Raw genomic sequence first — 13,970 nt, 5'->3', positions numbered from 1 at the left:
TTTTACTGCTTAATCCATATCTTAGAAATGTCCATAAAACCGAAGTCCGACGTCTGCAGGCCCGAAAGGCTCTGATTAAGCTGAGCCCTTTTGTTCACATGGGCTCCGTGCAATATCCAGCAATTACGGCGTAAGATATCCTCTGTTTCATTCAGCAGGCTTATCCGATCAGGTTCATCCAACTGTGCAAAAGGCTCCAGCTTATCATCCAATATGGACATCTGCTCAGGTGACATGCAGGCATTGAAATGATTGGACGACGTCTTGAAATAATGAATCATGCCGTACTGCCAATCCTGCTCCAGAATCTCCTCCGCCATGATCACATCCGCAAATGATGTATCTTGAGGCTGGAGGTTGTCGATGGAAGCAGCCAGCTCAATGTGCAGTCCAATTGCTGCTGCACGTTGCTGTATCCAATGTGCAACACGCATATCCTTGTTAACGGTACAAGACAGAATCAAGGGTTCGCCCTGATAACCGCTGCTGTCCAGCAATTCATGTGCATGATCAAGCGATGCTTCGGACCAGTGCTGCTGCGCACTTCTCCATGGGAGAAAGCTGCTAGCGGGTGTAATCAGATTCTCTCCCAGTTCAGCGACCAGTGCTGCAGAGTCATACACCATTCTCAGTGCTTGTCGAAAATGGGGATGATGGTGAATGCCAGGCTTCTGGAAGTTAAACAGCAAATACTGGCATCCGAGTGCAGGATAGTCAATATCTTTTGTCGTTTCGTCGTTTGAAGACTTCTTCAAGCGATCGGTTCCTTGCAATTCGTAATACCGGTGCTCGCTCCCCAAGTCCGGTACAAACCAGATATATACCTGATCGAGGAGGGGACGGAGCCCATAATAGCTGTCAAATGCACGAAGTACGAGCACTTCATTATTAAGTTCACTAATCTGGAATGGACCTGTACCGATCAGTTGGTTGGAACTGTCAACATCATAGGGGAGAATCGTCATGGGAATGCAGCTGAACAGGTGCAGAAAAAAACGATTGGGCCGATGGAGATAAAAACGAATGCAGTAATCACCATCTAATTCGGTGTACTCGATGTCCCGGAACAGCCATAGCGAAGGACTTTGGACCTCGTGCAGACGCTGCCACGTTGACTGCACATCTGCTGAAGTCATGATGCGTCCGTGATGAAACCGGACACCCTTACGCAGATAAAAGACCCACATCTTATGGTCCTCACTGCATTCCCACGAATGTGCAAGACTTGGCTGAAATGTTCCTGACTGAGCATCGAAGGTAAGTAATGTATTGCAGATCTGACCAAGCAGATAAGTCTCAAATGCCGTGTAGACAGAAGCCGGATCCAGGTTCCCCAGACGGCGTGAACGCATCATTCGAAGTACATCCTGACCCGAGCTTGTTTCCAAATGGCTGTGAAAACCCATCTGCTGGTTCAACAAACGCAGCAATCTCTGCCTGACCACGCCATTCAGGTCCCAAGATTCCAGCGAACCGATGAGTTCGACAGCTTCCTTCATTTTGCCATTGCTTATTAAGCCAAGAAAGTGATCTTCCATTACTTCGTCCATATTCTTTAGAAGTGTCAATTTGGAATGATGTCCCCTGCCGATTCCCGGCTGCCAAACAATGAAACCAGCTGCTTCCAGCTTACGCAATATGAATTTGACATTCCGTGGAGTACAGAATAGCGCGGTCGAGAGATTTTCTATGGTTATCGCAGCAGGTTCATTCACTTTAAGCGACAGCTGCTCTGATGTGACAAGCCGAAGGTAGTGTGTGATGTATGTATCCATAGGTCTGCTCCTTTAAAAAAAGGTGAAATGCAAAATGAATTGCTTACACTTTTATTTCCCCCTTTGATCCTTACAATTATAACTAATGAAAGTGACATGCGCAGTCCTTTTTTAATCACCCGGAATAGGAGATATACCTTATGAAGCATCTTCTCAGGCAAATACACCCTTTGGCGTGGACCATCATTATCGGTACCATGTTCGGACGTCTGGTGACATCCATGAGCATTCCGTTCTTATCCATCTATTTAACTCGCGTATTGGAGGCTTCGCCGACAGAAACGGGTCTAACCGTTGCAGTAAGCTCGCTGGCTGGCGTACTAATTAGCTTCTACGGAGGATACATCTCGGATCGGATTGGTCGTCCAATTGTTATGCTGGTCTCGGTGTTTAGCTGGGCAGGCGTTTTTTTTATCTTTTCATCGGCGCAGCATTTATGGGTATTTTTCATTGCCAACACACTAAATGGCTTATGCCGTGCTTTTTTTGAACCGACTTCACGCGCGTTGTTGTCGGATATTACTCCTTCACAGCACAAGCTGCTCGTTTATAATCTGCGCTATGCTGCGGTTAATCTTGGTGTTGTTTTTGGCCCGATTATCGGACTTTACCTTGGATCGGCTGAATCGACGTTTCCGTTTATCATAGCAGGCATGGTATATGTGATGTACGGCATGGTCTTGTTGTTTCAGTTTAGTGTTAGGCATACCAATCTCTCTAAGCCAGTCAACACGCTTGCACCAAGCCTGAGGGCTGCTCTGAGTACAACCACCAGAGACCGGGTATTCCTGATGGTCCTCATTGGAACAACGTTCTGCGAACTGGGCTTTGGACATTTCGGTTCAACATTAGCTCAGTATCTGACCCTGAATCCGAATGTAGAGGACGGAAGCCGAATTTTCTCCTACATGTTCTCTCTTAACGCCATGACCGTGCTCCTCGTGCAATACCCGATTGTTCGGACAGCCAGGCATTATTCCCCAATTTCCTCTCTTATTCTTGGTAATATTCTTATCGCTGGAAGCTTGCTGCTGTTCGGTTGGGCGGACGGTCTGGTGCTGTTATTCATTAGCGTCGTCCTGTTTACCATTGGAGAAGTGCTGCTGTTTACCATGATGGACTTGTTCATTGACCGGATTGCTAAACCGGAGAACAAAGGGATCTATTTTGGAACCATTGGCTTTAATCATTTGGGCAGTGTGATAGCACCTGTGTTTGGAGGTTTGCTTCTTGGCCATTTTGGGGCAGCGAATGGGGTTTCCGTCTTTGTTCCGCTGGCACTCGCAACAGTGCTGGGGCTCCCTTTTCTATGGAAGGCACGGCAGCATCAATTATCGAGAGAACGTAAAGAAAAAATGTTTCAAGCGAGTGCTTAATAAGGTAATGGAAGGTGCGGCTGTTGACAGTTATAAGTACATGGTTGAGACAAAACATTTTTGATTGAAAGAGGGATTATTGTAAATGATAAACATATTGCGGAAGAATCCAGCATGAAAAAACACATACTCACCTTTCACCAAAAAATGGTTTGGGTTAAGGAATGAAAGATATGACGAGTGCGCTTTACAACGGTAAATAAAGAGTGAAGGCAAAGCATACTTATGTAGTGACACCGTGAGCGTCATCATTGGAAAAGAAATCAATACTTAAAATTTAAAATTGTTTATTTTCACAAAAAGATTATGACTGTATAATGAGCAATACGTCTGAAAAAAATGTAACACAGTAACGTAGTAGACCGAGAAGGGGAGGACATATGAAAACAACAAAGGTCTCGTTTTTTGTACTTTCGCTAATGCTGCTCTTGGTGACCGGATTATCCGGTTGGGCGGGAGCGGCTGATGCAGAGTCCAACACTAGCAAAACCTATGTCATCGGCACAGACATTACCTTTGCTCCGTTTGAATTTCAGGATGTAAATGGTGATTTTGTCGGAATCGACATGGATTTACTTGATGCCATTGCCAAAGATCAAAATTTCAAGTACCAAATCAAAGCCCTTGGATTTAACGCAGCCGTGCAGGCACTGGAGTCAAACCAGGTGGATGGCGTTATTGCGGGGATGAGTATTACCGATGAGAGAAAACAAAAGTTCGATTTCTCAGATTCTTATTTCGATTCAGGCGTAGTTATGGGCGTAAGCGCAAATAACGATACCGTGAAAAGTTATGAGGATCTTCGAGGCAAAAAAGTTGCCGTTAAAACGGGAACAGAGGGTTATACTTTTGCAGAGTCTATTGCCTCGAAGTATGGCTTTACCATTGTACCGTTTGATGATTCATCACAAATGTATGATGATGTCAAAACCGGAAACTCCGTAGCCTGTTTTGAAGATTATCCTGTACTTGCTTACGGGGTAAAGCAGAATAACGGTCTTAAAACGGTTACAGAACCCGAAATAGGAGGCTCTTATGGGTTCGCCGTAAGCAAAGGCAAGAATCAGGAACTTCTGCAAATGTTCAATGATGGACTAACAAATATCAAGGCAAACGGGGAGTATAAACGTATTACTGAGACCTATGTTGGTGAAAATGCTTCGACAACTGCCAATATGGGACGCTGGGAGTTGGTTCAGAAATCCCTACCATCCCTGATTAAAGGTCTGGGTAACACGCTCTTATACACCATTGTTTCTTTGTTCTTTGCCTTTATTCTGGGTCTGATCTTCGGATTTATGAAAGTGGGACAAAATAAATTCCTTCGCGGTGTAGCCACGGTATTTGTGGATGTATTCCGCGGGATTCCATTGATCGTCCTTGCCTTCTTTATATATTTCGGGATTCCGCAGGCGCTTGGCTTTACCATGCCGTTGTTCCTGGCAGCTATTCTGACGCTAAGTCTGAATGCCGGAGCATACGTAACCGAAATTATTCGCGGGGGGATTCAATCGATTGATCGTGGACAGATGGAAGCTGCCCGTTCACTGGGTATTCCTTATCGCAAAGCGATGATGAAGATCGTTATCCCTCAGGCCATCCGGGTTATGATTCCTTCATTCATTAATCAGATGGTCATTACACTGAAAGATACGTCGATCTTGTCCGTTATTGGTCTGGTAGAGCTGACGCAATCGGGTAAAATTGTCATCGCAAGAACGTTTGCCTCTTTTGACATCTGGTTAACGGTTGCGATCATGTATCTGATTGTCATCATCACATTGACTAAAATCGCTGACCATCTGGAGGTGAAGGTTCGCCGTGGGTAAAATTAAGGTTGAAGGATTGAAGAAAAGTTTTGGCTCGAATCAGGTTCTGAAAGGGATCGATATGACGGTCGCCGAGGGCGAAGTGGTCTGTGTCATCGGCCCGTCCGGTTCAGGGAAAAGTACATTTCTGCGCTGCATTAACCAATTGGAAGAGATCACGGCAGGCCGGGTTATCGTGGATGACCAGGATCTGAATGATCCGAAAACCAATATCAATAAAGCACGTGAAAATATCGGCATGGTATTTCAGCATTTTAACCTGTTTCCTCACTTCAGCGTGCTTAAAAATATCATGTTTGCACCAAGAGAGCTTGGTAAGCTGAACGAGCAGCAAGCTAGAGAAACGGCTCTTCGTTTACTTGATCGGGTAGGTTTGTCAGACAAAGCGGATAGCTATCCTAACAAACTTTCAGGGGGTCAGAAACAGCGTGTGGCGATTGCCCGTGCGCTTGCGATGAATCCAGACGTCATGTTGTTTGATGAACCGACTTCCGCGCTTGACCCTGAGATGGTTGGTGAGGTGCTGGGCGTAATGAAGGACCTCGCCAGCGAAGGAATGACCATGATGATCGTTACCCATGAGATGGGATTTGCTCGTGAAGTTGCAGACCGGGTTATCTTCATGGATGGCGGATACATTGTAGAGCAGGGCACGCCTGCCGAAATATTCGGTAATCCGAAGCATGAACGCACCATCAGCTTTTTGGAAAAAGTACTTTAAGCTATGATCAAATAAAACCTTCAAGACATTGTTCTTGAAGGTTTTTTGTTGTTACAAATCAGAACTGAGTTGATTAATATGGTAATATTGGAAGAATCAAATTATGTTCTTAATGTGTTGTTATCATGAATATGGGGGATGAGACAATGCAAATACAAATAAAACGACGGATCGGGATATGTTTAGCTGTATTTCTCTCGATCTCCGCATTGTTAACTTATGTCTATCTTAACGATAGACCTGGCGGGTTCTCAGATCAACGGATGTCCAAATTGTTGGGAATGGATGAGACCATACACATCCCTATCGGGAAGACTCCCGAAAGCGCGATTCAAAAGTTTAGATCAGAACAGGCTGCATCACATATTATTCATGTAGAACCAGTGGAAGGCGGCATGATTTTATTTACACAAAGAGCAAGCTCGGAATCCAGTAATCTTCAGATGGAGTATGCACGAAAGAGAATATTGGGTTGGAAATGGGGATGGGGAGGAGGATACGGGATTAGTAAATCTTCATCGAATCCGTCCGCAATGGACTATATGAGTATGCCTCGCTTGGAACATATCGAATCTCCTTTTCCCATCATATTCGGAAATGTACTGAACCCTGCAATCAAGCGGATAACGGTCGAAACGAAGGAAAATGGAACACAGATTTCTACTGAAGCTAAATTGGTTGAGGTGGGGGCTGAAAGAAACATATGGTTTGTATTGCTTCCCTCGACTGCAAGCACTCCATTCAACATAAAGGCATTGAACGAGGAAGGAATTCTTATTGCGAGTAAGGAGATTGAGGATCCAAACGACATCGGGTCTCTACTGATTGAAGACTGATTACATTCAGCCTGTTAAGAAATGCAATCCCGGAACAAAGAGCATACTGCTGCGTATCTTTGGTCGCCACATGGCGGCCTTTTTGATGATATTACCCGTACCAACCGATTCTCCAGCGAATGAACCGATCCTGCAGAAACTTGCTGTGTAAGCGATTGGTTCATTGTTTGGCCGATTGCACGATTGTTGATCATGCTGCTCGCCCATATGATGTGAACAGAGGATCCTGCTCATCATTCACACTATTAAATGCTAAAGGGGGCCCGAGATCGTATGGCTGAACTGACTGAAACACCTGCCCGGCAACCCGGAGTTACAGTCGTCAAACGTGCCAAAAAAGGATATTTGCGAAACATGAGGAAACATTGGATGTTGTATGTCATGATCCTGCCCGGCATTTTGTTTTACATTATTTTTAAGTATATCCCTCTGGGAGGAAGCGTCATTGCCTTTCAGAATTTTCAGATCATGAAAGGGATCTGGAGCAGCCCATGGGTGGGGCTGGATAACTTTAAGTTTATTTTTACGTATCAGGACTTCTATCATGTACTTCGGAACACAGCTCTGATTGCGTTTTACAAGCTGGTCGTCGGATTTCCAGCTCCCATCCTGCTTGCGCTGCTGTTTAATGAGGTAAGGAAGATGCTGGCCAAACGTTTCCTGCAAAGTCTGTTCTATTTGCCGCATTTCCTCTCCTGGGTCGTTGTGGGTGGAATCGTCTTTGAAGTTCTTGCCTCGGGTGGTTTTGTAAACGCTGTCCGTGGATGGTTTGGCTACGAGCCCATACTGTATATGCAGCAAGAGCAATATTTCCGGCCCATTGTTGTCTTGTCTTCCATATGGAAGGAAGTGGGGTGGGGGACCATTATTTATCTCGCAGCCATCAGCGGCGTTGATCCAACCCAGTATGAAGCTGCTGTCATGGACGGAGCTAATAAGTGGAAACAGGCGATTTATATTACGCTGCCCGCGCTGTTCCCAACGATCCTGATTCTGTTCCTGCTGAATATCGGCAATTTCCTGGAGCTTGGTTTCGATCAGGTTTATAACCTGCTGACCCCGATGACCTACTCGGTAGGAGATATTATTGAAACTTATGTATACCGTTCAGGTGTTCTGCAAGGGCAGTATAGTGTCACCACGGCGATTGGACTGTTCCAATCCGTCATCGGGTTTATCCTGCTCGGGGTCTTCAATCGATTGGCCAAAAAGACAGGGGAGGGGTTGTGGTGATGAAGCAAACCTTTGGTGAAAAGTGCTTTCAAGTCGCCAACTATGTGTTCTTGACAGCTGCGGCATTAACCATGATCCTGCCATTGCTTCACCTGCTCGCTGTTTCCTTAAGTTCCCCGGTTGCCGCCGATTCCAAGGAAGTTTTTCTGTGGCCGGTCGGCTTTACCATGGCTTCCTGGAAACATATTTTACAGAGCTCAGGCTTATGGCAATCGTTTGGCGTAACCGTATTCATAACGGTCGCTGGAACAGCGCTGAGTATGCTCTTTTCCGTGCTGACCGCCTTTCCGTTATCACGCAAAGAGTTTCTAATTCGCAAACAGGTCATGCTCGGGATAGTCATCACGATGATCTTCAATGCGCCGATGATTCCCTTCTTCCTGACGGTCAGAGAGCTGGGGATGATGAATTCCATATGGGCACTGATAATACCGGGGGTCATCGGTACGTTCAACATGGTCATTTTGCGCACCTTCTTCATGAACTTGCCGAAGGAATTGGATGATACTGCCCGGATTGATGGCTGCCATGATTTTCGAATCCTGTTCCAGATCTATCTGCCGCTATCCAAACCGGTTCTTGCCACAGTCAGCCTGTTCTATGCCGTAGGATACTGGAATACGTTCCAACGCGCCGTACTCTTCGTTCGGGATCCTGATCTATGGCCGCTTCAGATGAAACTGCGTGCCTATTTGACCAGTCCGGAAGAACTGGCTCAGGTCAATATGTTCCTTGATGATTACGACTTCAACACTACCACATTGAAAGCAGCAACGATTCTTTTTGCAAGCGTTCCCATTATATTGGTGTATCCTTATTTACAGAAATATTTTGTCAAAGGTTCGCTGCTTGGATCGCTGAAAGAATAAATCATGATCAAGGGGATGATTCGATGAGAAGACGACTGACCCAAAAGTTTGTACCGATAGTGCTCAGTGTGGCCATGCTGGTAGTTGCCGGCTGCAGTTCCAACACCAGCGATTCAGGGAGCGGTTCAGCTGAAGGGAACTCCGGTATCCCAATCGTGAAAGTTTTCAAGAGTCATATGGGCATCGGGAGCATGCCCGCAGCTGATGATCCGCATGTAAAATATGTGGCAGATAAGACAGGTGTCCAATATGAGCTGATTACGACGCCTCCAGGCTCGGAACCATCGGAATATCTGAATCTGATGATCGCTTCCGATGAGCTGCCGGATATTCTGCGCCCGATCGGAGGCGTTGAACAAACGTTGATTCAACAAGGTGGAGCGCTGCCCCTGGATGATCTGCTCCCTGAGTATGCTCCGCACGTCTGGGAAAGTATTCCCCAGGAAGCCTGGGATATTGTTCGCTCAGCTTCTCCTGACGGCAAAATTTATTATGTCCCCAAAGTATTCCTTGTCCCGGAACGGGCACCTTTGATCCGCAAGGATTGGCTGGATAAGGTAGGCATGGAAATGCCAGCAACCGTTGACGATTATGTTGAAGTGCTCAAAGCCTTCCGTGACAAGGACCCGAACGGCAATGGCAAAGCAGATGAACTGCCCACAAGCGGAAGGGAATTCGGAAGGTGGATGGACCATCTATTTGCCATGTACGGAGTCGCCATGTGGGAAGGATATCCGGAATGGGATGAATACAACGGCAAGATTCAGTATGCCGGGACAACGGATAACATGAGAGAAGCAATTAAATTCATTCGGATGTTATATGAAGAAAAACTGCTCGATAATGAAACGTTTTTGAACAAAGGGGAAGTATGGCAGGCCAAAATTAACAATAACCTGGTGGGCAGCTGGTACCACTTGCCGGCGAATGTTCGCGATCGTCTTAACGCCATGCTGACACAGGCACCGGATGCTTATATCGCAGCGATGCCACTGCCCAAAGCCGAAGGCTTCGAAGCGTTCGTGACGCAGAAGAGCATGGGTGAGCCGGAATGGATGATTCCAGCCGTGAAGCAGGATAATGCGCCCAATGCATTGAAGCTGCTTGATTTCTTCTACAATCCTGAAAATGATGAATTTGTCCGTTTCGGCCTGGAAGGAGAGCAGCATGAAGTCAAAGACGGACGAAAAGTCATTCTTCCGCCTGCCGACAACAAACCGCTTGCGTTGGGTATGAAGAACCTGACTACTGCAGAGGACATGAACAAACGTATTGAAGAGACTTATCCGGAGGACCAACAGCAGATGGTGAAAGACATGTTCGTTGTGAGCACAGCCGATGCCCGGCAAATTGCAGGTGACGGTCTCCCGGCTTCCGTGTATGAAGGGTTTCCTGATATCCAGTCACACAAGCTGTTTCAGGAAGTATTGACCAAGATTGTTATCGGAGAGCTACCTCTGGAGGCTTATGATGAATACGTGAAAAAATGGAATGCCTCAGGAGGAGAAGTGGTCACCCAGCGGGTCCAGGAGTGGTATGAGAAGGTGAAGAAGTGAAAAAAAGATACGCTATATGCGGAGTGAGCGGCAGAGCTTTGGGGCAGTTCGCCAAGCCTATACATGAGTTGTTCACCCACAATTCGGAGATCGTGGCACTGCTGGATACGGATCCCGCGCGTTTTGAAGCTTATCGAGCGCGCTTTCCGCATCACTCCGAAGTTCCTGTGTATGGAGCTTCTGATTTTGCGTCCATGGTGGAGGATACCAAGCCAGACTGCATTATTGTCGCCGGCAGGGATGATACCCATGTCCACTATATAACCGCCGCACTGAAGCGGGATTTGGACGTAATTACCGAGAAACCAATGGCGACAACCGGAGCGGACGCCAGGCGAATACTGGATGCTGAAGCGGTGAGTCAAGGTAAAGTCATCGTAACATTCAACTATCGATATATGCCCATTCACATGCGGATCAAGGAAATGATACAGGAAGGTAAGATTGGCCGAGTCACTTCCATCGATCTCAACTGGTATATTGATACGCATCACGGGTCCAGCTATTTCAAACGCTGGAATCGTGAGCGGGCTTATTCGGGTGGACTGTCCGTTCATAAAAGCACCCATCATTTTGACCTGGTCCAGTGGTGGATTAACCAAAAGCCGGTGGAAGTATTTGCTTATGGAGCGCTCAATTATTATGGTGCAGATGGAGAGTGGAATCCGGCACGGGAAGATGGGCGGAATTGTCGGACGTGCAATGTCTCGGAAGATTGTGCGTACTACTCCCGTTGGACACCGCGCAGTCGGCAGATCCGCGTTCCGGATGATCATCTGAACCTGCTAGGCTCGGCAGCTGCGGACTTTCCATACACAGCATACCGTCCGGATCAATGCATTTTTGATTCTACCATTGAGATCGAAGATACGTATACAGCATCTGTGAGATATAGTGGCGGGGCACTCATGAGTTATTCGGTCAATTTTTCCCTTCCTTATGAAGGCTATCGGCTGGCTGTGAACGGTACGAAGGGGCGCCTGGAAACACTTGAATACCATATGCCGGCACGTACTCCTTTTCCGACGCCGGTTCAGACCATCGACTATTTCCCCCTGTTTGGTTCCAAAGAGACCATACATGTCGTACATCGGGAAGGCGGACATGGTGGAGGTGATCCATTACTTCTAGAGGATATCTTTCTTGGAGAAGATCAACACCGTCCTTTCCGGATTCTGTCCGGAGCCGTGGATGGAGCGTACTCCGTTGCTGCGGGGGAAGCCGTATGGCGTTCGGTCTCCGAGCATCGTCCCATATCCATAGAAGCGGTGCTAGGCGGATGGGGGAATATGGTGTCTATGCAGAATCCGAGAAGTGAGTGAATATTTAATTACATTAAATGATGGTGAAAACAGCCAAAACATCGGGCAAGTGTGAGATCATGCTGCTCGAAGAAGTCAAAATAGGCTGTAAGGCCGGGTCGCACCGGGCAGGTCGAAACTGTATAATTGCGGTATATTGCACATAAGGTGGGAGATAACTGTGACCCTTTCCTTTTTGAAGTGGTTAAAATTCAATTTCACCAATACCCAGACCCGGCTGCTGCTTATTTTGACCATTGTTGTCTTCATGATTATTATCGCAGTAGGCATGACTACGTATTATTCAGCCAAGTCGGTATTACAGCAGGAGCTCAGTGAACCGCAGCACCAGATGCTGCGCATCAGCATGAATGATATTGATGAAGTCATTCGGGAAAGCGACCAGATCGCTGTGAAAATTGCACTGAATAACCATGTGTATAAATTTCTCACGAGTGAGGTACAGGGGTCATACCGCAATGTCACCGAATTGGTACAGTTTCTTGAAACCTTGACTAGTAGTACTCCCTTTATTAAGAGCGCTTACATTTATGATGTGGAAAGGGAGAGCATGGTCGCTTTTCCTCAGGGGTATAGTTCAAGCAAAGTCAATTTTCCCGATTCGGGCTGGGTGGATGTGGCTGCTGAATTAGATGACCGTCCCATGCTGGTGAAGCGGCGGGAGATTGCTGCAGGTTCAGGAGTTCCTGCCTCCCAGATTACACTTTATCGCAAGATTATGCTGGCGGGTCAACTTAGAGGGATCATTGCCATCAATTTTAAAACGGATCAAATGTTCAAGCACATGCTTCTTACTTCCGTCTCTGATCTCGATAATCATCGTTTCATTCTGGATGCCGACAATAAGCCGTTGTATGATCTTGGTAATTATCCAGTAGGAGAGGAAGCAGTGGACCAGGTCCTCGCGACTCTGGAAGGAGAAAAGCTTGGTGAGTTCAAACACGAGGGCCAAGTGCTGCTCGCTTCACAGACAATGTCCCCGTATACAGGTTGGCGTTATCTTTCAATTATTTCCCAGGAAAGTTTACTGTCCAATGCCCAGAAGATTAGAGACATTGTGTTCTTCGTTTCACTGTTGGCACTTGCCGCAGGAGCCGCCACGATTGCTTTTTATAACAGGGCAGCCTTTAAACCGGTGAAACGGATGAGACAACTGCTCAGCGGGTATGACCGTCAACGTATCAGTCCAGAGCTGATTGATCTCGAGAAAATAACAGGACAGCTGCTAACAGATCATGCACAGCAAGCCATCAATCTCAGACAAACACTTCCTGAGGCATCCTCCAAATTTCTGACCGATATCTATGCGGGACACATGACGGGTTACCGGGAAATTGGTGAAAAGTGGAACCGATACTTCAAGGAATGGAGTGATAGTCCGTTGACCGTTGCAATGTTGTCTATTGATGATTATCACGCATGGTGTGAAAGGTTTAAGAAGTCGGATCAATCCCTTTTAAAATTCGCCATTGCCAATATCATTGCAGAACTTCTGTCAGGAGAGTGGCGTCTCATTCCTGCAGATCTCGGCAGGGACCGATTGCTAGTCATGTTACAACCGCTTGGTCCCGGCAGAGATATGGATGCAGCCACTTCGATTGGTGAAGCACTGAGGATGATTCCGAAACTGCTTAAGTTCCAGGTCTCCGCAGGCGTAAGCGAGGACCACGACGGATTCAAGGAACTTCAACAGGCGATGCAGGAAGCGGACAGCGCTCTGGGTTTCAGATTGTACCATGGATATGAACAAGTGATTCGGTTTGAGGACATTTCCGGTCACCAAGAACCTGGACGTGCAGAGGAAAATGAACTCATGTCCCAATTGACCGAAACGATCGAAGCCGGCATTGGTGAAGAGGCAATCAGGATCATGGATAAAACATTTAGCCGAATGAAGAGTGAACGGTGGCACCCGTCCTCGGCGATATCTTATCTCGAGTCTGTAGCGGAGACGCTGGAACGAATCCGCATGAAACAGGATCCTGAAGCATGCGGGTTCCGAGTTTCCGGTTTGCGGACGATGAATCTGGAGTCTGCGTGGTCACTGCTGCGCAATGAGGCAGAAGCGCTCGCAGCATGGTATGACAGCATGCTGCTCAGGAAGGATTATATCGTTTGCCAAACGATGATTGCATTCATGAGTGACCATCTGGAAGACCCGGTTAGCATTCAGGACATTGCTGAGCATGCGGGTATCGGTTCCAGTTTGGCAAGTCAGCTGTTCAAGCAAGAAATGAACGACACCATTCTTGGTTACTTTACGAAGCTCCGTATGGACCGGGCTTGTGAACTCCTGCGGGATACCAACTACAGAATATCTGAAATCGCTTCCATGGTGGGGTATCAGCATGAGAATAGTTTTATCCGTGTATATCGCAAAACCAAGAATATTACACCGGGGAAATACAGGGAGATGATGCGGGCCCGCAGGGATTCCTTATTGGAATCCTAGT

At 46.9% G+C, this 13,970-nt stretch carries 10 protein-coding genes; 9 read left to right on the top strand and 1 reads right to left on the bottom strand.

Annotated elements, in window-relative coordinates; translation table 11 throughout:
- Positions 1–2: 2 nt before the first annotated feature.
- Positions 3–1,775: an ABC transporter substrate-binding protein gene (locus tag PIL01S_RS00935; protein ID WP_127535857.1), complete on the bottom strand. Its 1,773-nt coding sequence runs from the start codon at positions 1,773–1,775 to the stop codon at positions 3–5.
- A 140-nt stretch (positions 1,776–1,915) separates the two neighbouring features.
- Here PIL01S_RS00935 and PIL01S_RS00930 point away from each other — a divergent pair, with 140 nt between their 5' ends.
- The 9 genes from PIL01S_RS00930 to PIL01S_RS00890 all read left to right on the top strand — a co-directional run bounded on the left by PIL01S_RS00930 (position 1,916) and on the right by PIL01S_RS00890 (position 13,969).
- Positions 1,916–3,151 carry an MDR family MFS transporter gene (locus PIL01S_RS00930; RefSeq protein WP_127535856.1) on the top strand — a complete coding sequence of 412 codons (1,236 nt, stop codon included), beginning with the start codon at positions 1,916–1,918 and terminating at the stop codon, positions 3,149–3,151.
- 380 nt (positions 3,152–3,531) lie between these two features.
- The gene (locus tag PIL01S_RS00925; RefSeq protein ID WP_127535855.1) at positions 3,532–4,980 is read left to right on the top strand and encodes an amino acid ABC transporter substrate-binding protein/permease; all 1,449 of its coding nucleotides are present in this window, start codon (positions 3,532–3,534) and stop codon (positions 4,978–4,980) included.
- Entirely contained in the window at positions 4,973–5,701 is a 729-nt protein-coding gene (locus PIL01S_RS00920; RefSeq protein WP_127535854.1) for an amino acid ABC transporter ATP-binding protein, read from the top strand. Before PIL01S_RS00925 ends, PIL01S_RS00920 begins: the two co-directional genes overlap by 8 nt.
- 146 nt (positions 5,702–5,847) lie before the next feature.
- On the top strand, positions 5,848–6,537 hold the full coding sequence (locus tag PIL01S_RS00915) for a hypothetical protein (RefSeq protein WP_127535853.1): 690 nt from the start codon (positions 5,848–5,850) through the stop codon (positions 6,535–6,537).
- A 354-nt stretch (positions 6,538–6,891) separates the two neighbouring features.
- Positions 6,892–7,770, top strand: a complete 879-nt coding sequence (locus PIL01S_RS00910) for an ABC transporter permease (protein WP_246058090.1) — start codon at positions 6,892–6,894, stop codon at positions 7,768–7,770.
- Positions 7,770–8,639 (top strand): carbohydrate ABC transporter permease, encoded by an 870-nt coding sequence (locus PIL01S_RS00905; protein ID WP_095287290.1) that lies wholly within the window; start codon positions 7,770–7,772, stop codon positions 8,637–8,639. Before PIL01S_RS00910 ends, PIL01S_RS00905 begins: the two co-directional genes overlap by 1 nt.
- 23 nt (positions 8,640–8,662) lie before the next feature.
- Positions 8,663–10,195 (top strand): extracellular solute-binding protein, encoded by a 1,533-nt coding sequence (locus PIL01S_RS00900; protein ID WP_127535851.1) that lies wholly within the window; start codon positions 8,663–8,665, stop codon positions 10,193–10,195.
- Positions 10,192–11,517, top strand: coding sequence for a Gfo/Idh/MocA family protein (locus PIL01S_RS00895; protein WP_127535850.1), 1,326 nt, complete (start codon positions 10,192–10,194; stop codon positions 11,515–11,517). The genes PIL01S_RS00900 and PIL01S_RS00895 overlap by 4 nt, the downstream gene beginning before the upstream one ends.
- Before the next feature lie 160 nt (positions 11,518–11,677).
- Positions 11,678–13,969 (top strand): helix-turn-helix domain-containing protein, encoded by a 2,292-nt coding sequence (locus PIL01S_RS00890; RefSeq protein WP_127535849.1) that lies wholly within the window; start codon positions 11,678–11,680, stop codon positions 13,967–13,969.
- Position 13,970 lies beyond the last annotated feature (1 nt).

Origin of the sequence: Paenibacillus illinoisensis NBRC 15959 (assembly GCF_004000925.1) — a bacterium.
Classification (GTDB): Bacteria; Bacillota; Bacilli; order Paenibacillales; family Paenibacillaceae; genus Paenibacillus; species Paenibacillus illinoisensis.
The sequence above is the reverse complement of the archived record's forward strand: the minus strand, read 5'-3'. Positions and strand labels throughout refer to the sequence as shown.